This is a genomic window from Chryseobacterium sp. BGA-UO-ETr-SB22 (assembly GCF_059567885.1).
In genome coordinates, this window is the sequence record NZ_JCAQOV010000005.1 from 2,185,959 (window position 1) to 2,212,421 (window position 26,463).

The 26,463-nt window shown below is 35.5% G+C and carries 21 protein-coding genes; 3 read left to right on the forward strand and 18 right to left on the reverse strand.

The annotated features are described in order from the left end of the window. Positions 1-5: 5 nt before the first annotated feature. The 11 genes from AC57AW_RS17355 to AC57AW_RS17405 all read right to left on the reverse strand — a co-directional run bounded on the left by AC57AW_RS17355 (position 6) and on the right by AC57AW_RS17405 (position 19,885). Positions 6-3,611 carry a DUF6443 domain-containing protein gene (locus AC57AW_RS17355; RefSeq protein ID WP_496352876.1) on the reverse strand — a complete coding sequence of 1,202 codons (3,606 nt, stop codon included), beginning with the start codon at positions 3,609-3,611 and terminating at the stop codon, positions 6-8. A gap of 9 nt (positions 3,612-3,620) precedes the next feature. Then, positions 3,621-4,562 carry a hypothetical protein gene (locus tag AC57AW_RS17360; RefSeq protein WP_496352877.1) on the reverse strand — a complete coding sequence of 314 codons (942 nt, stop codon included), beginning with the start codon at positions 4,560-4,562 and terminating at the stop codon, positions 3,621-3,623. 13 nt (positions 4,563-4,575) lie between these two features. Further along, the gene (locus AC57AW_RS17365) at positions 4,576-8,037 is read right to left on the reverse strand and encodes a hypothetical protein (RefSeq protein WP_496352878.1); all 3,462 of its coding nucleotides are present in this window, start codon (positions 8,035-8,037) and stop codon (positions 4,576-4,578) included. 4 nt (positions 8,038-8,041) lie between these two features. Continuing rightward, a complete protein-coding gene (locus AC57AW_RS17370; RefSeq protein ID WP_496352879.1) occupies positions 8,042-9,670 on the reverse strand; it encodes a T9SS type A sorting domain-containing protein in 1,629 nt (542 codons plus the stop codon). 320 nt (positions 9,671-9,990) lie between these two features. Continuing rightward, positions 9,991-10,401, reverse strand: coding sequence for a hypothetical protein (locus AC57AW_RS17375; RefSeq protein WP_496352880.1), 411 nt, complete (start codon positions 10,399-10,401; stop codon positions 9,991-9,993). Between the two features lie 121 nt (positions 10,402-10,522). Then, positions 10,523-10,921: a hypothetical protein gene (locus AC57AW_RS17380; protein ID WP_496352881.1), complete on the reverse strand. Its 399-nt coding sequence runs from the start codon at positions 10,919-10,921 to the stop codon at positions 10,523-10,525. Between the two features lie 94 nt (positions 10,922-11,015). Then, positions 11,016-13,343 (reverse strand): beta-glucosidase BglX, encoded by a 2,328-nt coding sequence (gene bglX / locus AC57AW_RS17385; protein WP_496352882.1) that lies wholly within the window; start codon positions 13,341-13,343, stop codon positions 11,016-11,018. 79 nt (positions 13,344-13,422) lie between these two features. Then, the gene (locus AC57AW_RS17390; RefSeq protein WP_496352883.1) at positions 13,423-14,130 is read right to left on the reverse strand and encodes a carboxylesterase family protein; all 708 of its coding nucleotides are present in this window, start codon (positions 14,128-14,130) and stop codon (positions 13,423-13,425) included. A 39-nt stretch (positions 14,131-14,169) separates the two neighbouring features. Then, positions 14,170-15,564, reverse strand: a complete 1,395-nt coding sequence (locus AC57AW_RS17395) for a glucoamylase family protein (RefSeq protein WP_496352884.1) — start codon at positions 15,562-15,564, stop codon at positions 14,170-14,172. A gap of 75 nt (positions 15,565-15,639) precedes the next feature. Next, on the reverse strand, positions 15,640-17,058 hold the full coding sequence (locus AC57AW_RS17400) for a RagB/SusD family nutrient uptake outer membrane protein (RefSeq protein WP_496352885.1): 1,419 nt from the start codon (positions 17,056-17,058) through the stop codon (positions 15,640-15,642). A 10-nt stretch (positions 17,059-17,068) separates the two neighbouring features. After that, on the reverse strand, positions 17,069-19,885 hold the full coding sequence (locus AC57AW_RS17405) for a SusC/RagA family TonB-linked outer membrane protein (protein ID WP_496352886.1): 2,817 nt from the start codon (positions 19,883-19,885) through the stop codon (positions 17,069-17,071). A 365-nt stretch (positions 19,886-20,250) separates the two neighbouring features. On the opposite strand from AC57AW_RS17405, the gene AC57AW_RS17410 reads away from it, so the two are divergent. From AC57AW_RS17410 to AC57AW_RS17420, 3 genes are all read left to right on the forward strand, one after another. After that, positions 20,251-20,922, forward strand: a complete 672-nt coding sequence (locus tag AC57AW_RS17410; protein WP_318845207.1) for a DUF4197 family protein — start codon at positions 20,251-20,253, stop codon at positions 20,920-20,922. Between the two features lie 40 nt (positions 20,923-20,962). Next, positions 20,963-21,268: a DUF493 family protein gene (locus tag AC57AW_RS17415; RefSeq protein ID WP_318845206.1), complete on the forward strand. Its 306-nt coding sequence runs from the start codon at positions 20,963-20,965 to the stop codon at positions 21,266-21,268. Between the two features lie 63 nt (positions 21,269-21,331). Next, complete coding sequence (locus tag AC57AW_RS17420; RefSeq protein ID WP_496352887.1) at positions 21,332-21,802, forward strand: hypothetical protein; 471 nt, start codon at positions 21,332-21,334, stop codon at positions 21,800-21,802. A 38-nt stretch (positions 21,803-21,840) separates the two neighbouring features. Here the strand turns inward: AC57AW_RS17420 and AC57AW_RS17425 are convergent, their stop codons facing one another. The 7 genes from AC57AW_RS17425 to AC57AW_RS17455 form a co-directional block, all read right to left on the reverse strand. Next, complete coding sequence (locus tag AC57AW_RS17425; protein ID WP_318845204.1) at positions 21,841-22,191, reverse strand: ArsC/Spx/MgsR family protein; 351 nt, start codon at positions 22,189-22,191, stop codon at positions 21,841-21,843. An 89-nt stretch (positions 22,192-22,280) separates the two neighbouring features. Continuing rightward, positions 22,281-22,895, reverse strand: a complete 615-nt coding sequence (locus AC57AW_RS17430) for a deoxynucleoside kinase (RefSeq protein WP_318845203.1) — start codon at positions 22,893-22,895, stop codon at positions 22,281-22,283. 24 nt (positions 22,896-22,919) lie between these two features. Continuing rightward, entirely contained in the window at positions 22,920-23,882 is a 963-nt protein-coding gene (locus AC57AW_RS17435; RefSeq protein ID WP_496352888.1) for a hypothetical protein, read from the reverse strand. Positions 23,883-23,974: 92 nt separating this feature from the next. Beyond that, the gene (locus tag AC57AW_RS17440; RefSeq protein ID WP_496352889.1) at positions 23,975-24,997 is read right to left on the reverse strand and encodes a glutaminyl-peptide cyclotransferase; all 1,023 of its coding nucleotides are present in this window, start codon (positions 24,995-24,997) and stop codon (positions 23,975-23,977) included. A gap of 35 nt (positions 24,998-25,032) precedes the next feature. Next, complete coding sequence (locus AC57AW_RS17445; RefSeq protein WP_496352890.1) at positions 25,033-25,416, reverse strand: VOC family protein; 384 nt, start codon at positions 25,414-25,416, stop codon at positions 25,033-25,035. Then, entirely contained in the window at positions 25,413-25,919 is a 507-nt protein-coding gene (locus AC57AW_RS17450) for a GNAT family N-acetyltransferase (RefSeq protein ID WP_496352891.1), read from the reverse strand. Before AC57AW_RS17450 ends, AC57AW_RS17445 begins: the two co-directional genes overlap by 4 nt. 3 nt (positions 25,920-25,922) lie before the next feature. Next, the gene (locus AC57AW_RS17455; RefSeq protein WP_496352892.1) at positions 25,923-26,348 is read right to left on the reverse strand and encodes an SRPBCC family protein; all 426 of its coding nucleotides are present in this window, start codon (positions 26,346-26,348) and stop codon (positions 25,923-25,925) included. Positions 26,349-26,463 lie beyond the last annotated feature (115 nt).

Here is a 26,463-nt window from a genome sequence, read left to right on the forward strand (position 1 = left end):
ATTTATTAATGAGAAAATTGATGAAAATATCCTCGATATATATTAGTTCCAGAGTAGGTGTGCTCGCCATAGAAAGGAAAGCCTGCATTATAAATTTTACCATTAAAGAAGTTTTGTCTATTATTTTGATATTGGTTATATGCACCAACATATCTCATTGCAAAACCATAAAAATCTTTGGCATCTTTGAATTGGTGTTTAAAATCTGCCTTGTTTTTATGTTTTTCAAAAATTTTCCTCATATTAAATCCAAATAAAATATTTGAGGCAGCTCTTAAAGAAGTATAATTTTTACCTACCATTACAGGAGTGTATATATCTAATCCTAATGATGATTTAAGGTCTAACTTTCCTTTTTTCCCATCATAATTAGCAGAATTATAAGCCAAACCCACTAAATCATCAAGATAACTCTCATTATCATTATCCACATTATAGGAGTATTTCTTTAATAATGCGAATAGATCTAAAGAGGTATTAAGGATAATATTAGTCCCATTTTTTCTTGTTGCAACATTATCAAATTTACCTGTAGCATCATTTGTAAATAAAAAGTCAAAAGAATTATTTAAAGTTCCAACTCTTTGGCTTTTCTTAATATCATATTTGCCATTAGCATCTGCAATGTAGATTCCAAAATCTCCATCATTTTTTGCACTTACAATTTCATATTCTCCTTTCTTATTCTTTATAACACCAATACTTGCATGAGCTTCACCAATCATTCCACTTGGGTCGTTATAAAAAATAGGATTATTATTTGCATAATTATAAGGTTGGAATGTAGCATCTGATAAAGGATCCACAACTCCCCACCTTCCTAAATCCGGCATATACATTCTTGCTCCATAATCATACATTCCACTTTCCTGAAGTTCCTTTCCACTGTACTTGTATTTATACGCAGTATTTCCAGTCAAAACATTGTACCCTTCATGCTTCAGTCCAAACGGGTAATAATTACTCTCTTCAATGATCTCTGTTCCTGCTCCACTTTTCGCATAGCTTAACCTGGTATTTCCAAGATGGTCTGTATAATTGTACACATACTTTCCGGTTTCAACATTAAAATATCCTTCTGCGGTTGGGAAGAATTTTAATACAGAATCTGTATACTGGAAGCCATCCAGATAATCGGTTGTTTCTGTTCCGAAAACCTTTCTTACCTTCACTCCGTCTGCTCTGTAAATATAATCTGTTACTTTGGAGTTTTGGGTAACTTTTTCAGGTAAATTTAGATAATTATATTGGATGGAGGAAATTCCTTTATCCAATTGGGTAGTCATATTTCCGTTGACATCATAAGTAATGGTACTTCCTGTAGTTCCAGAGGCTAACGGATATCCACTGATGGCATTTCCAGTTCCTATTTCTTTAAGGTAAGATAGCTTATTACTTTGTTCCCCGTTTTCATAATGGTATTCCAGATTATCCATTACTTCAGGTGCTGTATATCCCGGAAGTTGTCTTCCTCTTCTTAAAAGCGTTTTAATATTTCCATTAAAATCATAAGTAAGCTGCTCGTGGTATTCTCCTCTTTCTAAATTCATGGCATCCCAAAAACGTCCTTCTTTAAGTCGGTTAAGAGCATCATATTCGTATGAATAATTTCTCAAGACAACATCATTTTGGGTAACCCATGACATCTGGGAAATATTTCCATTATATCTTGCTGAACCTGAAAACTGATTGTTGGGCTTATTATAACGCAACTCGTACGCAAAAAGCTTATTCTGCAGATTAGACGGGTCATTAACTTTTGTCATCCATCCTCTGATATTGTAAGCATACTTTATACTCTGCAATGGACTGCCTGTAGTATTTCCGACATTTTTAGTCTGCAACTGTCCCAGATCATTGTAAAGATTTTCCGCAAGCAATTCCTGAGTACCTCCATTTACCTGATTCCAGTGTCTTACCAGTCTTTCTTGATGATCATATTCAAAAGTTTCCTTGATGTTTACTTTTGTATCGCTTGCAGATCTTTTATGTTCAACAAGGCTATACTCCGGTACTCCTGAAAATTTCAGTAAGCTTTCGGTCTTCGTGTATCCTCCAAGGTGGTTCAAAGAGTGCGTTGCGATTGACCTTCCTTTCTTATCATAATAGGTATAGACCTTTGTCCAACCATCATTTTCAACATTTTTGGTATAAGATGCCGTTGGTAGACTTTTAGTACTTACATCCGAATTCTGTGTAGTCTGAGGCAATACTTCCTGCCCTATGACCGAACTTACTGCCGGTGCTCCCTGAGGATAGGTATCATAATAATTTACTGTAAGAAGCTTATCAATAGTTGTAGGATACGAAGCACTACCATATTCAATACTGATTCCGTTCAGGGTAAGACTTCCTCCACGGGTCTCGTAAGTATCAGCAGATTGATTATCAATAGTACTCTGTATGGTATTTCTTGGGTTGGTATCTCTTGAAATTCCTGTATACACTACTCTTCCGAAACGATCATATTTCGTAAACATCCATGACTGGTCAGCTGAAAAATTTGCAATACCATTTTTGAGGGCAATATCACGATACAGGATAATCTGATCTTTTTTGTTATATACCATTTGTTCCAGACCTTTACCCGGAAGTTTCTTTTCTACAAGCCTGCTTTTACCATCATATTTATACTGGTAACAAAGATGTTCCATTGCAGAAGCTGAAACTGTGGCTGAAGCCGAAGCTAAAGGCGGTATAACAAATGCCAGCTGGTCATATTCATTATAGACATAATAAGTATCTGCATTTTCTGAAGCACTGATCACTTTCCTTACCAGTAAAGTCTGTCCTCTGCCGTTTTTAAATTCTATGGTTTTATTATTGTCCTCATCTGTTACCGTATTTTTATACAGCTGTGCATCTCCGTATGTCCCGGATAATATAAGTTCGGAAGAAGTAGCACCAGCCACCCAAGCGGTAACAGTGGTGAACTTTTTAACTTCACCTGTCACATTAGCTTCATATCCAAAAACTACAGGTTTACCCTGCCAGTCACTACCCGGATTTTTCTGATTTAGAATACGGTCAAGTGGAGAATTTTCCAGAGTCTTATGGCTGAAAGGATAAGAATCGTTAATACCATTAGATTGATAATAACTATTAGCACTTCCTTCTACTCCGGTCTGAATATTTCCACTTAATGAGGACATAGGAACCGGAAGCCAGCTATCCACCTGTCTTCCAAAATTGTCATAAGGAATATGAGTTACCAAATCCTTTCCCGTAGGAGTGGATTTAATATTGACAGACTGCTTAGGCCTTCCCAATCCATCAAAAAACTGTACACTTTGTACCTGCTGAAGGGATCCGTTTGAAACGGTAGTGGGAACCAAATACTGTCTGGTATAGATATAATTTTCCGAGGTTGGCATATTGGACGAATAATCTACCGTAATAGGCGTATAGGTACCGCCATTACCAGAAGAAGATCCCCCAATATAGGCCCGAAAGGTTCCATTAGCTGAACTGAACTTGAACCCAGGAAGCATACGTATACTCTGGGGGTCTGCCACTTCAGTATTAGGAGCAGGAGGCGCTGTTAAAACAACCTGTCCATAATGGTGAAGCCCCCACAACAGCCCAATACTTAAATATATTTTTTTATACATTGCTATCTATTAATGGGTTGCATTAGATTTCATTATAAGAAACTGTTCCTTCAGCTGTTTGATTTCTGAAACTGTGTTTTTTAAATCTGCATTTTCGGTTTCTAATTTCTTTAATTGTTTATCCTGCTTAATAACGTACAGGGTAAGTTCTTCAATTTTCTGAAGTAGTTTAATTTGAAATTCACCAACATTTACTCCTTCTTTTTCCATCACTTTTGCGGAAGCAATTTCAGGAAGGTGCTTTTTCTCCTTAATATGTTTTGCTACTTCTTCCAAATTAGGAAGGTTATAACTTTCGTCAAATACAAAGTCAGCAGTTGGAGTGAGGGTTACTTTTAATTCTTTTGCTTCCAGCTTACCTTGTAGTGAAGCATTTCCATTAGGCTTAATAGCCATCTGCACTTTCTTGTTTGTAATAAAGTTAATCGCTCCAAAATCTGGGGATGAAATCTCATTTTCAATATTAAAGTCACCATAAGTTCCATATCTGAAGTTATTGCCTGAGTATGTAGAATTTACTTCCAGATTAGCAATAGTGCTATTATACACTAAACGAACTATAGCACTGCCTCCGGTTGGTCCAGAAGATGAAAACTTTCCTAAAACTAAATTTTGGTCATTAATATTATCCTGAGCTATATGCAATTTAGCATCGGGACTTGCAACTCCTATTCCCACATTTCCGTTACTGTCATTAATAACAAGTTTGGGGTTGGTATAATCTCCTTTGGAAACGATCCACTGGCTGCCGTGCAAATCACCGAAAAACCAACCATTAGTACCATTAAGATATTGGGTTTGAATTCCACGGATAAATCCTCCATCATTGGTACTTCTTTTTAAATATAATATAGGAGAAGGGTTTTCAATGGTTACTTCTGAAAATGCTCCTTGTTGTGCAAAAGATAATTGAGCCGCTAAAATTCCTGCAATGAATATTATTTTTTTCATAATTTAAGTTTTTTTATTGTTTATAGTTATATTTGAATTCTTTTAATAGGTTCCCTGTATAGCTTTTTTCTCGGATTTCTTTTAGCCTGTTGGCTGAATCATATATATATATTTCACTGATACCTGTTGGAGGAGTGATACTTCTTACTCCAATTAATGGATCATAAGTATAGGTTGTAATCTGATAGTTTGGCAAACTATTTCTGAAGGTATTAAATACAGATAAAAGTGAGGTTTCATCATTATTAGCCGCTGCAGAAGCATCTGTATTGGAAGCTGTAACAATGGAATCTATTAAGAACTGTTGAATATCAGATAATTTAGCTCCTTCTATTTTGGCAATCGGCTGGGTACCGTTATAACCCCAAATAATTGACGTGGAAACTCCATCCTTTGCCGTATATTGGATTAGGTTACCCTTAGTATCATATTGATCAAAAGTTGCTTCTGTTATCGAATTATTACTTTGAATATCATAAGACAGTACAGAACTTGGGAATAAATTGGCAGGATTGTCATATCTTGTTTCATTCTTAGAAATAATTTTTCCTACATCTGTTAAATTTTGTTTTTTTCTTACGATCGTTTCCAATGGAATCCCAATTATATGAGCATCTATTAGTTTTTGGTTATTCTTTTCGTAAGCGTAGTTATAGCTCGTCTCACTTATTATATCATCAGGAGAGGTTACTATTTCTTTTGTTAACTGATAGTGAGATGGATTGGCATATTCATATCTAATTAATGTTATTGGTTCTGCTACATTTCCATTGTTGTATAAGTATTGCTTTATTATTTTTGTATCTAGTACTCTTTTTCCAACAGAAACATAATCATTAAAATATAAAAACCTATTTGGGTTATTATCTAAGTATCCAAATAATTGTCCTTGCACACATACCGGACTCTGATATTCAGAATCTTTTTCAAAAATATTAAAATTCCTAATTCTGTTTTCTATAAGATCTATATACTTATTTTCTTCAGAATAAGTTGGCAGAAACTGAATATTTTCCTTTTTATAATCGATTTTTTTTAATAAGTTACCTTTTTTCCATTTTGGATATATAAAAGTGTTATATGTTTTATAATAATTAGCTGATGGTAGAAAATCAATTCCTTGTGAAGAATAAAAATATTCAGTTTTCCCTAAGCTATTCCCTATATTATTCTGATCTTCAACATACTCTGTTACTTTATCGTAATAAACGGGTGCCCCATTATTATATCCTAATTCTACTAATGGATTCGTATTTAACCAAACCTTTTCTTTATGTTCATATCCCGCACAAATTCCCGTTAATTTATTGATTGCCTCAAGTTCTAAAGATTTGTAATAATTTTCTAATTCATACGGATTGGATATAATTTTACCTATTCCAATACTATTAGATCCAGATTTCTTTGAACCATACTCATAGGCTTTTCGCAAAACCAATGAATTATTATTATCATAACTTAAAATTGACTTTACTCTTAACCCTCCTGCTTGTTTAGGTTCAATCTGTTGTGTCGGTACTGAAGCATAATATTTATAATTACCTTGTACTGAAATAAAAGGACTATTACATGGTGAAGACATGGAAGGGGGAAACGCATTATTTGTATAAAGTTCTATTCTTATTACGGAACCTTTGTGAACAGGGAAGGAAAAGGATTCAGTTTTTGGTGTGTTTGATCCTGTTGGTCCGTGTGTTAGTATTTTCTGCCAACCATCGACTTTTATAATTGCTTTAGGAGCTATGAAATTTCCACCAACATTTTGTGGATAAAAGTCGGAAAAAAATACTCCGAAATTTATAACAACATTTGCAATATCTTCTGTTACTATAAATTCTTTGATTATTTGCGGTTGTGAAATTAATTCTTGACCTTCTGTACAATTAGCATTACTTTTGAGAGCATAATAAGTAAAACTTTTATCATAAATACCTAAACCTTGCTCCTGCTTTGATGTGAGGAAGTAATTTGGTTCATATTCATAAGATGTAGATCCACCCGTTGGATATGTAATCTTGGTTAAAATTCCAGCTTTCATATAATTGAAATTTGTTTCTCGACTATCATAATTCATTGATTCTGGAGTATATACAAGATCAGATGCTAGAGTTGGTAACAAAGTTGTGTTATTCTTTCCATTATAATATCCCCAAAAGTCGATAGATGCTGAATTTTTCGTTGGTAATTGAGTAGAATCATAATCAAAATGATATTTATTTATTAGATTATCATTCTTATCTAAAAACTTCACTCCACTAAGTTTTAAACTTTTAAGGAAAAAAGATGGTAAAGGTTGAAGATAATGATTATAATAAAGACTTGAAGAAAAACGATCAAAATAACTATTATTTTCAAGAATAATCTTTTTAATAGTAACATTATTCTTATTATAAATCGTTAGACCAGAAATTCTAGGAATATTAATTGAAGCATCAGAGTTTGTGGGTCTGTCCTGTCTATCATAAGCATAATCAAACTTTATAACAGCATCTTTGGATATTATCTTATCAATCGTATATTCTGAACTTATTTGATGATAAGCCCCATTTTTTCTTTCGGATTGTGGATACACAATTCCTTGAGTATATGAACGTTTCTCTATTAATGAGGCTATCCCATAATCAGAATTTTTTCTATATTTTATTTGTATTACATCTAATCCATCAGCTGAAATAATCTCAGTTAAGTGCCATGCAGAATTATAAGGTAAATAATTACTTGGCATACTTGGGCCTGGGTTTGAATTTGGATCATCTGATGGATCTGGAGTATAAGAACTTGTTATTTTATCATAAGCATTTTCATTTTGAAGACTCTTCCCGAAACGATAAATATTTCCATTTTCATCTTTTAATTCTATTGTATTAAGCGGTAAATTAGCATTAATATTTATTGGATCAATTTCAGCACTTACAAATTGTAAATTATTATTAATATAAAATTCACCTAATATTCCTGCATTTGTGTTAATTGTATAAGAATCTGTCTGTGTATCTATATGAAGTGGAGAATAATTTAAAAATCCATAATAGCTTTTTAAAAGATCATTATTTCCCGTAGTACCAACAGGTCCCTGAAAATCAACTATATCATTAACAACAGGGATACTTCCCCCAGTAAATAAAAACCCAAAACCACTATAATCATCAGGAACATCTTTAATATTTCTGATAATTGAACCCCCTGCATTTAAATTCCACCCCAATCCTACATTTGATTCCTCTTGATTTACCTTAATACCACTTGCATGATATGACAAACTTATGGGTAATTTAAGCTTACCACTAATGACTTCATATAATGGTACTTCAATTTTTGGAACTCCTGTTGATATGTCTACAGGATAATCTAAATATTTTCCTAAATTTGAAACTTCAGGAGCATGAACATTAGGAGTATAAGGTGTTTTATTATTTTGTTGTGCAAAAATACCGACCGACAATAATAATGACAGTGATAAATATACTTTTTTCATTTTTCTATATTTTTATTAGTTTAGCACTTACTGTTTTATTCGTATCCGTTTTTATCGTCACCAGATATGCTCCCTGAACCAAAGCCTGAGTGTTGATTTTAGTCACATTGTTCTTAGTTTTTATATTTTGAAGCTGCCTTCCACTCATATCATACAACAGAATATCAGCATCCTTAAAATCAAAGCCTATTTCTACGTAAGCATAGTCTGAAACTGGATTTGGATAGATTTTGATATCGTATTTTTCAATCAACTGGTCAACCTGCTTATCTCCTAGCTTTACAATTTTCCAATTCTCTTTGCCTAATTCTTCTGCACTGGTTCCTGCCAATACAATTGAACCGTCTCTGTTCAGTTTTAAATCTGAAAGTCTCTCTTCCTTCTTTCTGGATTCTCCTTTCACATGTTTTCTCCAATGCTCATTACCATTTTGATCCAAATAAAGCATCCAGAAAGTTTCATCATCGGTTTGTATTCTTCCTTCAGCCTGGGTGTAACCTCCTAATAAAATTCCTTTGGAAGATTTATCATCTGCTGAATGAATTATGCTCATTCCCATCAGGATATCTCTGTTTTTGAAATTGTAGGATTTCTGCCACTGCTCATCACCTCTTTCATTTAAAGAAATCAGCCAAAGATCAGTCCCTTCTTCAATTCCAACCGTTTTATTTCCTGATCTTTCGGATCTGGATTCTCCACCAATGATAAAGCCATTTGAAGTTAATGCCAGAGTTCTGACATGATCATCATCTTTTCCTCCAAAGTTCTTTTCCCATTCTACTTTTCCGTTTTTGTCTAACTTGATGATCCAATAATCGCCTTCACCGAAATTGTCGCTTTGCTTTGAGGTTGCAGATAGCAGGTTTTGGGTTGCAGGTCTGTCAGACGGAGTATTGGTATTGATCGTTGATTGCTGATGAGTTGTTTTAACAGCTCCGCTTCTGGAATAAATTCCCAATAATGCCCCTCCATCTTTCGTTGGAATCATCTTTTCAACTTCGTCTAAGCCTTTTCCGCCTAAGATTAATTGGGAGAGCTCTTTTCCGTCTTTATTCAGTTTCGTGATCCAGACATCTTTGGAACCATATCCTTTTGAAGAATTCTGTACATTTCCTGCGACAAAGAATCCTAAATCTGTAGTCTGAATAACCGCTCTTGCTTCTTCATCTGATGAACTTCCTAAGGTTTTCTGCCACAATTCATCACCAAATTCATTGATTCTGATCAGCCAGATATCTGAGCCTCCTTTGGAATCCTCTTTTTTATCCAATCCTTTTCCGGAATAAGAGGTTCCGGCTAATAAAAATCCTCCATCCTGCGTGGTAACAGTAGCTGATAAATAATCATGGTTTGATCCTGAGAAGTATTTCTCCCAGACTTCATTTCCCTGCTGGTTTAGTTTTACCAGATGAAAATCATAGCCGTTATTCTGCTTTTTGCTATTGGCAGCTTGCGACTGGCTTTTAGATTGTATAGAGCTTCCTGTAATAAGATACTGCTGATCGATTGTTGTAGTGATCTGGCTAAGAAAATCCTGGGTAGAGGATTTGATATCTTTCTGCCATACCACTTCCTGGGCAGAGATACCCAAGACCGTGCATAAAGTGAATGCACTGATATAGAATTTTTTCATTCCAATGTTGTTTTCTGAGTTAGTAATTAGTTTATTGAAAACTGCGTGAATTTAACACTTTTTAAGATATGAAAATCACAAACATGCGATTTAACATAAATCTTACTATTTATTATTAAATTATTATCATAAATATCTTTATGTGCCTTATCCTGATGCAAAATTATCTATGGACAACGACAAAACCTGTCGTATTACAAATATACTTATCAGAAAAAATAAGTTCCATAAATAAAATAACAGCATTTTAAACATATCAATTGATATTATACGAAAAAAGCCACTCTTCCGAGTGGCTTCTTATTTTTTTGAATTTTATTTTACTGATAAATTACTTCATCATTCTTTTTGATTTGGTAGCTTTTTTTATAAGGTGTTAAAACATAGCTGTCTTTAATATAAGATCCGCTTTTCCAGATTTTCCCTTTTCCCTCTTTATTCAGGATAATACTTTTTGCCGCTCCATCCGGGATGAAAACTTCAGCTTTTTTCATGTCTTTTGTGAAAATTATTGCTGTCATTGAGGTATAACTTTTATCTGAGTTTACTTCTTTCAGTTTTAGTTTCTGTTCGAAAACCCTTATACAGTCATTTTTAATCTGTGAATAGGTATATCCTGCAGAGCCAATACAGCCATGAACATCTCTATCTCCTCCTACAACAGGTGTTTTTTTTTGTGCAAAAATTAAAGTACCAAGGAACATTGCACTGAATAAAATCGTTTTTTTCATATGTAAAATTTTTGTTTTCTGATTAGTAGAACTATATCCCTAAATAGAGTATTAGTTAATTCCTCTAAGGTACAAAAAAAACCACTCTTCCGAGTGGCTTTTCATTTTTTGAAATCTGATCTTATTGATAGATTACAATATTATCCTTTTTAAGCTGATATCCGTTTTTTTTGTAAGGTACCAATACATAACCATCCTTTTTCCAGGCCTTGGCTTTACCTCCTGCTCTGGTAAGAATAATACTTCCTGTTTCAGCATCTTTAATGAAAACCTCAGCTTTTTTCATGTCTTTGCTAAAAATAACTGCAGCTATTGAAGTATAACTTTCTTTCGGAGACACTTCTGTTAGTTTAATTTTCTGTTCAAAAGTTCTTACACAGTCCTTTTTAATCTGGGAATAGGTATATCCTGCCGAACCAATACATCCATGTGCATCTCTGTCTCCGCCCTTAATATGTTCTTGTTGTGCAAACATTAAAGAACCCAGGAACATTGCGCTAAGGAAAATTGTTTTTTTCATTTTTGATTTTTTATATAATAATAGTTATCGAGTTATTATTAAAAATCATGCCAAATAAACCTTAACACCCATTTCTGTGATTAACTTTTCTTTGTTATTTAGTCCAGTTAATTTTTGAATGCTGAACGTTGTCTGAGCTGGTTCCGATCATGATATCAAAGTCACCTGATTCCCAGTCATATTTCAGATCTCCATTGTAAAACTTGAGGCTTTCCGGGTTGATATCAAAAGTAATCTTTTTAGATTCTCCTTTTTTCAAAAATATTTTCTGGAAGCCTTTCAATTCTTTTACTGGTCTTGTAATACTTCCCACCATATCTCTGATATACAACTGAACCACTTCAGCACCATCATAGTTTCCATTATTGGTTACCGTAACGGATGCCTGAATAGTCTGGTCTCCTTTCGGATTGGTATTGGATACTGCAATATCAGAGTAATTAAATTTCGTATAGCTCAGTCCATATCCGAAGGAATACAATGGCGTATTACATTCATCCATATAATTTGAACGGAATCTCTGGTACTCACATTTGTCTGTAAGTTCCTGACTTAATGGACGGCCTGTATTTTTAGCATTGTAATAGATTGGAACCTGTCCAAGACTTCTTGGGAAAGTCATTGGAAGCTTTCCTGATGGATTTACTTTTCCAAATAGAACATCTGCAATTGCATTTCCAGCTTCAGATCCTGCAAACCATGCATTCAAAATAGAATCCGGAGTATCTTTTACGTTGGTTAAAGCCAATGGACGTCCGGTGAAAAGAACCATTGCAATAGGCTTACCGGTTTTCTTTAATTCGTTTAATAAATCAACCTGAGACTGAGGAATGGTAATTTCTGTTCTTGAAGAAGATTCTCCGCTCATTTCCGCAGATTCTCCGATTGCCAAAACAATAACATCAGCTTTGTTGGCAACATCTACTGCTTCTTTTAACAGTTGTTCTTTTGAACGGTTATCTCTGTCTGTTTTCTTCCCATGAGCTGCATAGATATCTTCTAATTTAGCATCATAATCTATATTTGCTCCTTTAGCAGAAAGGAATTTCACTTCTTTACCATAGTTGGCCTGAAGCCCCTGCATCAAATTTACAGCTTTATCATGCTTTGCAGCAACGCTCCATGTTCCGGCCATATTAAGTGAATTGTTCACCAATGGTCCGATTACCGCAACCGTTCCCGATTTTTTTAAAGGTAATACCTGATTTTCATTTTTCAACAAAACCATTGATTGGGCAGCTGTATTTCTTGCTATATTTCTGTTTTCCAGATTATAGACTTCTTTTGCAGCTAATTTGGCATCTCCATGTTTGTACGGATTATCAAATAAACCAAGGTCATATTTTGCTTCAAGAATTCTTCTTGCCGCCATATCAATTTCAGATTGTGTAACCTTTCCTTCTGCTAAGGATTTTTTTAATGTTGTTAAAAAACCTTCTCCAACCATATCCATGTCAACACCTGCTTTTAAAGCTAAAGCAGAAACCTGCTGAAGATCTCCCATACCGTGGTCCACCATTTCGTTGATTCCGGTATAGTCTGTTACAACAAAGCCTTTGAACTTCCATAGATTTCTCAATACTTCGGTCTGAAGCCATCTGTTTCCTGTCGCAGGAACACCATCCACCTCATTGAAAGAAGCCATCACAGAAGCTACACCAGCTTCTACCGCTGCTTTGTAAGGAGGAAAATATTCATTGAACATTCTTACATGACTCATGTCAACGGTATTATAATCTCTTCCGGATTCTCCCGCTCCATATAATGCAAAGTGTTTTACACATGCTAAGATATTAGTTCCGTTTGCAAGGTCTTTCCCCTGGTAGCCATATACCATATTTTTGGAAATTTCACTTCCCAAATACGGATCTTCACCCGAGCCTTCCGATACTCTCCCCCATCTCGGTTCACGGGAAATATCTACCATTGGAGAGAATGTCCAGTTGATTCCGTCAGAAGCAGCTTCTCTGGCGGCTACTTTGGCAGACTGCTGAATAAGATTCATATCCCATGAAGCAGCCAGTCCCAAAGGAATAGGGAAAGTAGTTTCATAACCATGGATCACGTCCATTCCAAAGATTAAAGGTATTTTCAGACGGCTGTTTTCCACTGCTACTTTCTGAACGGCTCTGATTTTCTCAGCTCCTTTTATATTGAATAGTCCACCTACTAAACCTTGTTCCACTTTTTTACCGATGTCTGAGCTTTTAGCCAAGCCTGTAGTAAAATCACCTGAACTGGGTAAGTTAAGCTGGCCGATCTTTTCATCCAACGTCATTTTAGATAAAAGATTATCTACAAAAGATTTCTTCTTAGCCTGATATTGAGCCGTCTGATAAGACTGAACGGGCTTCGTTACCATTTCCTGCGCGGAAAACGCAGGTGCCAATGCTAAAGTGGCAATTACAATTAACTTTTTCATAAATCTATCTTCTTAAATTATTGTTTATATTTTTTTGCTTTAATTCGATGGGTTTATCTTTCGATCATTGTGTGTCAGATTATTTTTCTTTCTTTTTAGACAGCATCCATTCATAGAGCTTCGGGTTTGAATAGGCAGAATCCCATGAGTTATGATTATCATTCGGGAAAATAACCAATTCTGCGGATGGATTTACCGGATGCAGTTTTTGATAAAAATTAAAAGCATTGGCAGGTAAAACAATATCATCCATTCCGCCATGAAATATTTTCATATTCAAATCTTTAAATTTATCAATATTCGCTGTCATTACCTGATCTGTAGGAGCACAAACTGAAGCTACTGCTGCAAACATTTCCGGATGCTCCATGGCAAGCTTCAAAGTTCCCCATCCTCCCATAGAAAGTCCTGTAAGATAGATACGGGAAGCATCAATTTTATATTTTTTCTGAATTTCTTTAATCAGATTATAGATGGTAACCGTATCCCACCACATTCCTTCCGGACATTGAGGTGCCAGCATAGCCACTGGTTCTTTGATCAGGTTTTTATAGGTGAACGGACTGTGTGCTTTGACTAAATCAAGATTTGTCCCGCGCTCTCCTGAACCGTGAAGAAAGACTATTAACGGTACGTTTCCTTTTGTATTCTGAGGATAATCCAGAATATAGGATATTTTCTCCTGTCTTTTAATTTCTTTATTGAGTTCTGCTTTTATCTCCTGTGCGTTCAATTGTAATGAAAGCGGCAGAAGCAAAAGAGGAATATGTTTCAGTTTTAATTTCATATTGATTTCGGGTTTTGACCAAAGTCTTTAGATCTGGTGTTATTTTATTCCATATTTTGGTGACTGGAAGCTTAGTTTTTTTAATCCCTGCTGAATTTCAGGAGCATTCATAAACAGTTTCCAAAGGAATCCCGATCTGTAGTTTTCAATCATTGGTGCTATTGTTCCCTGGTCTATCGCCAGATATCTTGGCGTAACCCAATTGTTGTAATTGATAGACGTAGCATCATAAGGCCCTGCAGATCCTATAAATTCAGGCTTTTGGGTATAGATGAATCTCAGAAAAGCCATTGATTCTTTTGGAGTATAAGGAAAACTGCTCAGCGCTGCTGTAGGCGTTATTGTCCCGTTGTCATTATTGCCCGGCATATGAGCTGTATAACCGGTACTTCCATCCTCATTTCTGGTATAACCGGCTGTAAGTCCCCAATAGTTGGGTCCGTAGCCTTTCCATTGTTTTGGATTTTCAACACAGTATTTGTAATCAATAAGGGTTTGATTTTTATTGATATCAAAGTAGTTTTTCACAAGCTTATCAGATAACCCGTTAGGATCTAATCCGATATATGAATATTGCGCCCAGAAAAGCGGTCCGCCATATTCTTCAGCGTAATTGTGTTTTACATACAGAGGTAATCCGTATTTTGTTTTGTCTGTAAGGTAGGTTCCGTTTCTCGTCCAGCCTTTGTAATACGTTTCAGCATCAATGGAATATGTAGGTGAAGATGCGGCCAGAATATAGGTAATAAGACATTCGTTATATCCTTCCAGAGGAAAATTCATTTCCCACTGGTATTCTGGTGACCAATGCCAATAGAGAACTTTTTCACCACCTTTTGTATACCAGTTCCACTGAATTCCTTTCCATAATTCATCACATTTTGCGGCGAGTGCTTTTTCTTCTGCGTTTCCGTTTTTAAAGTATTCACGAACCATCAATATTCCCGAAGTAAGGAATGCGGTTTCCACAAGATCCCCGCCATTATCTTTTTTGCCAAAAGGAACCGTCTTTCCGGTTTCCCCATTGATCCAGTGTGGCCAGGCTCCTTTGTGTCGGTCTGCCTTTGCCAGGAAATCCATAATATGAGTCAACCTTTTCACGGCTTCTTTTCTCGGAACAAATCCTCTTTCTGTCCCCACAAGAATAGTTGCCAGACCAAAGCCTGAACCTCCTGTAGTAATAACATGTTTATCATTATCTGGATAGATATTATCTTCGTGATAACGCTCTCTTCCTAACATTGAATTAGGTTCTGCATAATCCCAGAAATACTTCAAAGCATCTTTCTGTACTCTATCCATAAGCTGTTCATCCGTGATATTACTTTTTACAGCTTCAATTTTTCCAACTTCCTGTTTGGCAGCGGGAGCATTTTTACATGAATACACAAAAAATAAAGAGGTGATAGCAATTGATAATACGTTCCTTTTCATGAGGTCTCTTTTTATAGGGTTTCTAACTAAAAGAAGAGGAGAACTTTCATTCTCCTCTAATGTTTATGGTTTATTTTAGTATCCAGGGTTTTGTGTAAACAATCCTGTACTTTCATTCATTGCATCCAACGGAATTGGGAATAATTCATTCTTCCCGGCTTTGAACCCATAAGAAGCAAGTACCGTAGCCGCCTGCCCTGTTCTTACAAGGTCTACAAAACGGTCGCCTTCCATAGCAAGCTCTACTCTACGTTCATGCCAGATTGCTGTTCTCAATGCTCCTTGCGTTGCAGCTGTAGTTCCTGTTAACTGAGCTCTGCTTCTAACTCTATTAAGGTTAGTAGCTGCTGTTGCTGTGTTTCCTAGCTCATTGGCTGCTTCTGCATTGATCAGAAGAATCTCAGCAAATCTCAAAATTCTGATATTTTGTTTTGACCCGTAAGCACATGCATTATTATTCAAAGCTTTAGGAACATACACTTTTTGGTTGAATGTCGTTACAGAGTTTGGATCTCCCATTGCAATAAGGTCACCTTCCGGAGTGGTTTCCCCGTTTCTAAGAATGGTAAGTTCTTTTCTGATATCTCCCGGCTCAAATGCATTTTCCAATGCCTGAGAAGGTGTAAAGAATCCCCATCCGAATTGGTTCCTTACCCCTTGCACTTCTGCATACTGACTACCTCCGAATTGCGTGGAACATTCACAGTTTACTTCAAATACAGATTCTTTTCCAAATTCACCTCCAATTCTGAATACATGGTTGAAATCAGGATCCAAATCGTATCCCATAGACATCACCTGATTAGAAGTATCATATGCCTTCTGCCAGTCTTTTTTATACAGATAAACCTTTGAAAGCAATCCCAAAGCTGCTCCTTTAGTTACTCTTCCAAGATCTCCTGCAGCATAAGTCTGAGGAAGTATCTCTGCTGCACTGGTAAGATCTGAAATAATAAAGTTATACACCTCTTCTGCAGAGTTTCTTGGGATCTTATAAGTAGAAGGAATTCCGTCAAAAATGGGTACCCCACCGTAGATTCTCAGTAAGTTAAAATAGAAATAAGCCCTCAGCATTTTTGCTTCAGCAACCAATCTTGTTTTTAAAGTGGCATCCATATCTATTTTCGGAACATTTGTAATCACCTGATTACATCTGTTCACTGCCTGCCATTGTCCGATCCAGTATCCTCTAACTCCATCATCACTTACTGTGTAGGTAAATTGGTCATAAGCATTAATAAACGATGCATCCCCAGGGTTAGACCCTTTCACAACGTCATCTGCCGGTACTCCAAATATAAACTGATAAGGAAATGCAGAGTTTTCCCAGCTTCTCAAAAATACGTAAATAGCATTCGTTGCCTGCATAGCATCATCCTTAGTTTTGAAAAAAGAATCTGCTTCTGTTACTCCTTCCTGTTTTATATCCAGATAATCGTCTTTACAACTTATTACAAGTGAAAATAAAGCGATTGATAAAAATATTTTTTTCATGTTCTTCTAATTAAAATGTTAAATTCATACCGACTGTATAAATGGCTGAAATTGGATAAATATTATTATCAACTCCCATTTGCACTCTATCCGTATTCATGATCTCTGGAGAGAATCCATTGTATTTAAAGCTCGTCCAAGGGTTCTGAGCACTTAGATACAGTCTGAATTTGGTAAGCAGTAAAGATTTTGCAAAGTCTTTAGGCAGATTATACCCTACTGTAATATTTCTGATTCTGAAATAACTTCCATCTTCCACAAAGAAACTGCTTGGAAGAATAACAGACTGGTTGTTGGTAGTCATTGGATATGCATTAGATGTTCCTGCACCATGCCATCTGTTGTTATAGAAATCAAGATCCCAGTTTTCATTTCCATAACGCTGTTCGCGGTTATAGTTATAAATCTTATTACCAAATACTCCCTGGAAGTCTACAGCAATATCAAAGTCATAGACATTTAAGTTAACTCCAAAACCATAGGTTCCTTTCGGAATCGGACTTCCTAAGAATGTTTTGTCCCTAGTATCAATAACACCGTTTCCATCTACATCCTCGAATTTGAGCCATCCTGCCTTAGCTCCGGTTTGACCTGATGCAGCAGCTTCTGCGTCAGTTTGAAATACCCCTTGAACCTGGTAACCATAATATGCTCCTACAGGCTGTCCGTTTTGTAGTCTTACAATAGAATTTCCGAACAAACTTGCTCCTGTATTCAGATAAGAACCTTCATATACGGAAGTAATTTTATTTTTAAGAGTAGTAAGGTTACCATATACTCCCAATTTTACTTTATCTGAAAGTTTTGTATCATAATTTACAGAAACTTCAAAACCTCTGTTATTGAATGAATAGGCGTTGGTAATAAAATTATTCCAGTTGCTTGCTCCAGAAACAGTTCCTTGTACAACACCATATACTACATCTTTAGTATCTTTATCAAAATAGGTAGCATCAATTTTCAATTTATTATTGAATAAGGCCATTTCTAAACCAATGTCTCTACCCGTAGTAGTTTCCCAACCAATATTTGGGTCAATAACCTGATCTATAGTTTGTGCAGGAGATCCTGAATTTCCATAATATGCTCCCTCTTTAAGAATTGTAGTCCTTAAAGTATAAGCTCTTGTTACATCAGGATTACCCAGTTTCCCCCAGCTTGCTCTTAACTTCAAAAGACTGAATACATTCTGATTGCTCATAAAGTTCTCTTTAGAAATTACCCATCCGGCACTTACCGCAGGGAATACTCTGTGTCTGTCTCCTGATGAATATTTCGACGTACCATCTCTACGTACAGATCCGTTTACCAAATATTTTCCTTTATAATCATAGTTGATTCTGGCAAACATCGATTCAATTCTATCCTGATAAGGGACTACATCATATCCTACTACATCCTTATCAATCATAATAATATTAGTCCCGTTGAAAATATTCATAGAAGCATTTGTTCCGTCATAATTAACGTTAAGTGCTTCCAGATAAGTCTGAGAATAAGAGTTTCTTGTTCTGGAGTATCCCGCAAGGATTTCAAGGTTATGATCTCCTAATGATTTTTTCCAGCTTAATGTATTGTCCCAAATATAATTTCTGTTTCTTGAGTCTCTTGTGATCAGCTTATTTGGTTTCTGATCAGAAACAGGTACATAATCAAATGTGGGTGTATATTCGTACAGATTTGTATTATAGTTATCAGTTGTATAACTTACTCTTAAAGTAAAGTCTCCTAAAAATTTATATTCACCCCAGATATTATTCAATAACCTCTCTTGTCTGCTCTGAGAACGGTATAAGTCTAATACAGCTCGTGAATTAGGAATAGAATATCCGTTAAAAAACTGATAACCACCTGTTCCAGGATTCATCACAGAGAAAATAGGAGGCGCATTATAAGCATTTAGCAAAGGATTTTTTGCCTGATCGGTACGCATTTTAGAGAATGTAAAATTGTTCCCAATGGTCAGGTTATCTGTAATCTTATAGCTAAGGTTTAACTTCGTGTTAAGTCTGTTAAATCCTGAACCAGAATTTATCCCTTGTCCTGCAGCAATATTCCCTTCATCCTGAAGATTTCCTATGCTTGCATAATAATTAAGTTTTCCTAAGCTTCCTGAAGCAGAGAAATCATTAGAGTTAATGATACTTGTTCTGAAAATTTCATTAAACCAATCTGTATCTGCAGGGAAATTAGCTCTGGAAAGTGCTCCGTTAAGATTTCCATTATCATTCATCAGCTTTTCATTATAAAGCTCAATATACTGATCAGAATTAGTCATTTTAGGAACATTGGTAACCTTCTTGATTCCTAAATAAGAATTAAAATTAAATATGGGTTTCCCTCTTCCTGTTTTTGTTTTAATAATTACAGCTCCATTAGCAGCTCTTGCTCCAAAGATTGCTAAACTGGAAGGATCTTTCAATACACTCATAGACTCAATATCCTGAGGACCAAGGAAAGAGATATCATCCGTGATCATTCCATCAACGATGAATACTGTTTTACCAGTCAGGGAACCTACCCCTCTAATATCTACTCTCGGAGAGCTTCCCGGCGTACCAGAATTTAAAATCTGTACACCAGATAATTTACCCTGTATAGAGCTTATTGGGTTAGCGTTAGGTTTATCAGCAAGGTCCTTTGCAGAAACCATTCCGATACTTCCCGTAACGTTTTCTTTTTTCTGAGATCCATATCCGATCAAAACTACCTCCTCGATCTTCTGCTCTTTGGCAGTAGTATCTTTTGGAGTAGTCTGAGCATTGACGTTCATACCGAAGTACAAAACAGCAATGAGACATGAATACTTTAAATTACTTTGTTTCATATAGTTTCAATTTTATTCAAATAAATTCAAATTTGTACCTGTCTCTAAATAGTGGAGTTATTTAAAATCTCAAAAAAAGACATTAGCCAAAAATATAAAAAATATCGAACAATGTTAAACTATCTTAAACATTTAAAAATTATGACGTTTTATTGTACAAAAACTGATAAAGATTTAAATTTTATAATTTTCTATTTAAAATTATTATCAATTCCCTAACATTTTATTAATTATAAATTAACATTTTTAACACAAAAAATCACCAAATCAAGCTCTGAATTTAATATTTTGTTAAATAGAGAATAGTAATTACCTTTGGTGCAGTTTTTGACAAAAAAGCATTTAGAAATAAATTAGAAAAATCAATGAAAAAATATATTATTGCAGCCGCTCTTATTATAGGAACCGGTGCTGTTATTACCACCAGTGTACAATCATGTACCACCCTGGCCACATCGGATATGGGGCTTTCTATTATTAAAAGAATTCTGCTTAATGGTATTGATAAAGGAATGGGCATCTACGGAAACAAGGAAGCCTTTCTGCAGAATAATATGGTAGACAAAGCGCTTCCCAAAGAGCTGAGAGACATCAATTCTACGCTGGAAAAGATAGCTCCGTCATTGGTTGCTAAAGAAAGAGATTTTATTGCACAGGCAGCAGCTTATACGGTAAATACTTCAAAACCTATTCTGGAAGGTGCTGTAAACAGTCTGAACGCACAGGATGTAACAAGAATTATGCAGGGAACTACTGCAACACAGGTTCTGAAAGAAAAAACATCCCAGCAGCTTATTGCAGCTATTGCTCCTAAAGTGGATGAGAAACTGAATGAATACGGGATTGTAAAAACCATCAACTCTGCGTTGTCAGGAAGTAATTTTCTGGGCAGTCTTTTAGGAGGAAATAAAAACACGGTCAATTCAGGTGGACTGAGCCAGCTGGCTTCTGAACAACTGGTGAACGGGCTATTCAATATCATTGAAGATTACGAGCATCAGAACTCCAAATCTCTTCTGGGACCATTTGGAAAATAGGAGAAATTTCGTTATATTTATATTATATTAATAATTGCAGATGGATATATTACAAGGAAATCAACACGCAAGCCCTGAAGATTTTTACAAGTCTTTGAAGGATAAACTGGAAGATCAGCATGATTTTCCGGAAGATTATTTATTTAAATTTATTATTCCTACAGATCAGTCAAAGCTTACTGAAATATATAGAGTTTTTGACGGCATCAAGTTTACACTGGGAAACAGAGAAAGTAAAAATGGAAAATACACTGCCTGCAACATCAATGCATTTGTTTTGGATGCCAATCAGGTTGTGAACATTTATAAAGAAGTAGCAAAAATAGAAGGCGTTATTCTATTGTAAAAAACAGAAACCGTTTCATAGTAATGAAGCGGTTTTTTATTATTCAAAAACAAAAAAAACACTATGAACATCCAATTGATCCTATTTAATATTCTTGTAATCACATCTGCAACAAGCTGTGTTCACAAAAATAACAGTGAAAATACCACAACGAATATCACCACTGCAGTGCAGCAACAAAAGATTGAACAGATTCAGTTAGCAGAAAGAACAAGAGGGTTCAGTAAAAGCATTATTTTTACTCCTTCATCAAAAACAACAAATAACAACGAAGACATCGTAAATACTAAAGTATCTTCTGCTGAATGGAAAGCCGTTTCCCAATTGGCTGAAACTATTGACCTATCTAAGATATCAGAGCTGAAATCCCCTACTACAGGTAGGCATTCTGACCGTGCCATGGCTGCGTCCATTATTATTACCTCCAACGGAAAAGAGTATACCTCTTCAAGTTTTGATTCCGGGCATCCGCCAAAAGAACTGGAAGTTTTATATAATGCGATCAACGGGACTGAGAAAACGAAAACCCAATAAAACAAAAATCCGCTCTATTTACAGAACGGATTTTTTATTTATTTTTCAATAAAGAATTTTACATTTTCAATAGGCCTTCCCAGCATCGCGACTGAACCTTTTACCAGAATTGGCCTTTGTATCAGAGACGGGTTTTCCGAGAGAATCTTCAACCATTCTTCTTCTGAATAATTTTTATCTGCATAATTCTCAATATATAGTTTATCTGTTTTACGGATGATATGAAAAACACTTTGATTAAGCTTTTTCAAGACAGTTCTGATTTCGAGAATACTTAGTGGATCTTCAATGATATTAATGATCTCAAAAGACACTCCGTTTTCGTCAAGATACTCCAATACAGCATTTGACTTTGAACAGTTCCCGTTATGTAAAACTTTAACTACCATGATATAATTATTCAAAAAAAATTAAATTCTCTTTACCAAATTTAGGAAGAATCTCACTGAATATGTCTTAATATTCTAATAAAAGTATGTTAAAACAATCCATTAAGCTCAGCCTCAATTTTCTCCAGAATAAATCCGAAATCTTCCGGTTTTTCAACAAAATCAAGATCATCCACTTCTACAATCAGAAGTTTTCCTTCTGTATAGTTGGATATCCATTTTTCATATTTCTGATTCAGTTTAGAAAGGTATTCAATACTTATTGAAGCTTCATATTCACGACCTCTTTTATAGATTTTTTTAACCAGATTAGGAACATCTGATTTCAGATAGATCAGCAAGTCCGGAGCCGATACAAAAGACTTCATCAGATCAAAAACTGATGAGTAATTATTGAAATCTCTGTCCGAAAGAAGATTCATATCATTTAAGTTTTCTGCAAAAATATGAGCATCTTCATAAATGGTACGATCCTGAATAATGTTCTTACCACTTTCTCTGATCTCCTTTACCTGACGGAATCTGCTTCCCAGGAAATAGACCTGCAGTGCGAAACTCCATTTACTCATATCTGAATAAAAATCCTCCAGATAAGGATTATGATCTACGTCTTCAAATTGTGCATCCCATCCGTAATGCTTGGAAAGCATTGTCGTCAAAGTTGTTTTTCCTGCTCCAATGTTTCCTGTAACCGCAATATGCATATTCTTTTTCCTTGTATTTACTGATTAATTGATAAGCTTTTCTATCCCTTCAGTCTGAACTTTAGAAGTGTCTTCAAGCAATTTCTGCAATGTATTGTCTGAAGGTTTCTCTTCTGTATTCTCATTGGGTTTTTCTTCAGTTTTTTCTACGGGTTTTTCTGTAGATTGCTGTAGAGATTCCGGCTGAGCTTCAAGCTGTTTCTGCTGTTTGGCTTTCTTTACTTTTTCAAGGCTGTAAAGATAGAGTTTGTTCCCCTTGATTTCAAAATAAGAAAGGATGTTTTTATCCACAATCTGCGCCTCCGTATCTTCAAAAACCGTCACCATCCCTTTTTCAGGAACGTATTGTGAAATGAAATTATTGGCAACAACCAGAATTGCATCATTCTCTCTTCTAAAGCGTTTTCCGTTTTCTAAAGGGGATTCAAAAAGTTTTTCAAATTTCAGGCTGTAAATCCTGATATGTTTTTGTGTTAAAATATAGACCTTATTTTCGTAGACCAGCATATCCATCATATCTTCAAAACTGATATCAAACGGGTATGAATTGATTGTGGTGTCATTTCTGAAATTATACTGTATCAATCGTTTTGTACTGTCATCCAAAAGCCACAGCTGCTGCAGATCTTCGGCATAAGCCATTCTGATGAAACCAAATTTCTGCTTAAAATCAAGCCTTTGAATTTCATTCATATTCTGATCTACAAACTTCATTTCCTGTGCATTTTCAGAAAACAAAGGTACATTCAAAGGATTTTGCACGTTCTGCACCTTGTAAGGAACAGTAAGCATCATTTTTCCAATCTGTTTTCCTAAGGAATCATATTTGGTAAAACTAAAATCTTTGTTTTTATAGATATACAGATTTCCGTAGTCATCGGCAAGCATATCTTTAGCTTCCTTCAATTTTAAAGTATCTAAAGGGAGAATATTCTGCGCAGAAAATGTGCAGAAAGCAAAAGTCAATATCAGATATAGTAATCTCAAAATTCTTTTTTACTAAAGATAGCGCTCCTCATGGAACGCTACCAATTTACATACTTTATTTTATTCCGATAGAAATTGTTATTAAACTTTTGTTATTTAATTACAACTTCATAAATCTTCGGCCAGTTCTTCCCTGTCACCAACATATTCTCGCCTTTGAAAGCAATTCCGTTCAATACGTCATCACTTCCTTTCGTGTTCTGTTTTGCGATTTCTGTGAAATCAAAAGTTCCCACTACTTCACCGTTAGCCGGATTAATTTTCAAAATAATCGGTTTCTGCCATACGTTGGCATAGATAAATCCGTTGTGGTATTCCAGCTCGTTCAACTGATCATAAGCCTGAGCACTACCGGCCACAGCGATATATTTTATCAGTTTTGAAGGGTTATTTACATCCAGAAAATATAGAAGCTTACTTCCGTCAGAAGCAATCAGGTTTTTCCCATCATACGTCAGTCCCCAGCCTTCACCCAATACATTTGGATAAGCAAATTCTGAAAGCAGTTTTAAAGAGCTTTTATCATAGATATATCCTTTTTTGCTCTGCCACGTCAGCTGATATACTTTATCTCCTACAATGGTACTTCCTTCAGAAAAATCTTCCTGAGCCTGTTTGGTAGAAGCAAGCGGAGTGGTAGTTCCCAATGTATATTTTAAAATCTGGGAAGCTCCGTTCTGACCATCACTTTCATAAATGGTATTTCCTTCCACCTGGAAACCCTGTACAAAGTTTTTAGGATCATGAGGATATTCTGCTACAATCTGGTAAGGAATATTTTTTTCAGGATTTTTTGCAAATACATTGATGGTTGCATCCTGATTCAACACTTCTCCTCCTTTTGCTTTGACGTTGAAGGTAACCGCATTATCACCTAATGTGAAAAATTTAGGATCAACGGTTAAATCTGTTGTTTCTTTATCTCCAAAGCTGATGGTTACGCTTTCTGCATTTTCCGTTACCTCTTTCGGAAGCTCAAGCTTATCTCCGAAATGGTAGCCCTTCGCCTCCATTGAATTATTATAAGTATTCAGTGTATCAAGAATCTCTTTATCCTTGTTACAAGATGCCAGTAATAAAATCGCTGCGAAACCTACTATTATATTTTTTTTCATTGAATTTCTAAATATTTCCCCAAAAATAGCAAATTTTATTCCGTATTGCCAATATTATCTATGGGTTCACCAAATTGCAGGAGATAACCATTGTTGTCATAGATTGCAAACTCCCTCATTCCCCACTCAAAAGATTCAACCTCGTAGCAGACTTTGGCCTTTGTTTTAAGGTCTTCCCAAAGCTCATCCACCTTATTTACATTGAAATAAAATGAGCCGGAAAACCCGATTGAAGTATTATTTTCATGCTGATTGGGCTGCGAAAGCATGATGTATATTTCATCTTTACGAAGGGAAGCCCATTGCCAATCATCATTCCTATCCATCAGGGTAAAACCGAGAACACGCATATAAAATCCTATGGTCTCATCAAGGTTTTCTGTCCAGAGAATAGGACGAAGTGAGCTAAACTGTGTCATGATTCCTGCAGTTCAAAAGTATTTCTATGGATTTTCATATTAAGGGAAATCCAGGTTTCTGTATCAATCTTCGCTTCACTCTTAACGTCAGGATCAAAAGCAAAGCCTACTTTCCGGTAACATTCAATAGCTCCGGTATTCCAGTCGTACACATTCAGTTCTGCGGTTTCCTTATCAAAATGACTGAATCCATACTTCAGAAGTTCCTGCATCACCTTTTTCCCATAGCCTTTTCCTCTGTTGTTTTCATCCCAGATCAGAATTCTTCCCAGCAGAAAAGTTTTTTCCTTTACAAAAATCTGAGCATGACCGATTATATTTCCGATCTGATCTATTATTTTAAACAACGTTCTGTTTTCATCGGATAAATCAGTTTCCAATTGTTCTGCTGTGAGTGGAAAACGATATGCGGGTCCGGCAAACTGAAGAAGCATTCTTTCATCTTCTATCTTTGATATCAGCAGCGGTGCATCTTGAATCGTAAAGTGTTGCAGTGTAATCATTGTCTACTTTTCTAAATATTCTTTTAAGCTCTGTCCCAAAATCGTATTCCAGCCTGCTGTAAAGTTTTTTCTTGAAAAACCTTCTCCTAAATCCTTGAAGTTTTCAATTTCTTCATGAGTCAGCTTTACCAGAGTCTGCCCATCTTTCGGAAGCAATTCCCAGGTTACAACGGTCTTAAGTGTTGAAAAATCAGGATATGACCATGTATATTTCAGTTTCTGACTGGGTATTATTTCTAAAATCTCACCCTGATGGTGATATTTATTTTCCCCTCCAGGCTCGTAGAAATTGAATTGCTTACCTATTTCTAATTCAAAATCCTGGATATCAAAATACCAGGATTTCATTTCATTTTTATCGGTTAATGCCTGCCAGACCTTTTCAGCCGGAGCATTTATTGTGTATTGAACAGTGATGGGTGTGCTCATATTATGGGCTTAAATTTAAACATTTTGTCTGTAATATTTAACCACAAAAGTCACAAAAGTTTTATCTCTTAATTGTTTAAAGTCAAAGTTTCTACTCATGAAAAGTACACTTAAG

Coding starts and splice junctions, on each gene's coding strand:
- AC57AW_RS17355 (WP_496352876.1), bottom strand. CDS start 3,611: ATGTATAAAAAAATATATTTAAGTATTGGGCTGTTGTGGGGGCTTCAC.
- AC57AW_RS17360 (WP_496352877.1), bottom strand. CDS start 4,562: ATGAAAAAAATAATATTCATTGCAGGAATTTTAGCGGCTCAATTATCT.
- AC57AW_RS17365 (WP_496352878.1), bottom strand. CDS start 8,037: ATGAAAAAAGTATATTTATCACTGTCATTATTATTGTCGGTCGGTATT.
- AC57AW_RS17370 (WP_496352879.1), bottom strand. CDS start 9,670: ATGAAAAAATTCTATATCAGTGCATTCACTTTATGCACGGTCTTGGGT.
- AC57AW_RS17375 (WP_496352880.1), bottom strand. CDS start 10,401: ATGAAAAAAACGATTTTATTCAGTGCAATGTTCCTTGGTACTTTAATT.
- AC57AW_RS17380 (WP_496352881.1), bottom strand. CDS start 10,921: ATGAAAAAAACAATTTTCCTTAGCGCAATGTTCCTGGGTTCTTTAATG.
- bglX (WP_496352882.1), bottom strand. CDS start 13,343: ATGAAAAAGTTAATTGTAATTGCCACTTTAGCATTGGCACCTGCGTTT.
- AC57AW_RS17390 (WP_496352883.1), bottom strand. CDS start 14,130: ATGAAATTAAAACTGAAACATATTCCTCTTTTGCTTCTGCCGCTTTCA.
- AC57AW_RS17395 (WP_496352884.1), bottom strand. CDS start 15,564: ATGAAAAGGAACGTATTATCAATTGCTATCACCTCTTTATTTTTTGTG.
- AC57AW_RS17400 (WP_496352885.1), bottom strand. CDS start 17,058: ATGAAAAAAATATTTTTATCAATCGCTTTATTTTCACTTGTAATAAGT.
- AC57AW_RS17405 (WP_496352886.1), bottom strand. CDS start 19,885: ATGAAACAAAGTAATTTAAAGTATTCATGTCTCATTGCTGTTTTGTAC.
- AC57AW_RS17410 (WP_318845207.1), top strand. CDS start 20,251: ATGAAAAAATATATTATTGCAGCCGCTCTTATTATAGGAACCGGTGCT.
- AC57AW_RS17415 (WP_318845206.1), top strand. CDS start 20,963: ATGGATATATTACAAGGAAATCAACACGCAAGCCCTGAAGATTTTTAC.
- AC57AW_RS17420 (WP_496352887.1), top strand. CDS start 21,332: ATGAACATCCAATTGATCCTATTTAATATTCTTGTAATCACATCTGCA.
- AC57AW_RS17425 (WP_318845204.1), bottom strand. CDS start 22,191: ATGGTAGTTAAAGTTTTACATAACGGGAACTGTTCAAAGTCAAATGCT.
- AC57AW_RS17430 (WP_318845203.1), bottom strand. CDS start 22,895: ATGCATATTGCGGTTACAGGAAACATTGGAGCAGGAAAAACAACTTTG.
- AC57AW_RS17440 (WP_496352889.1), bottom strand. CDS start 24,997: ATGAAAAAAAATATAATAGTAGGTTTCGCAGCGATTTTATTACTGGCA.
- AC57AW_RS17445 (WP_496352890.1), bottom strand. CDS start 25,416: ATGACACAGTTTAGCTCACTTCGTCCTATTCTCTGGACAGAAAACCTT.
- AC57AW_RS17450 (WP_496352891.1), bottom strand. CDS start 25,919: ATGATTACACTGCAACACTTTACGATTCAAGATGCACCGCTGCTGATA.
- AC57AW_RS17455 (WP_496352892.1), bottom strand. CDS start 26,348: ATGAGCACACCCATCACTGTTCAATACACAATAAATGCTCCGGCTGAA.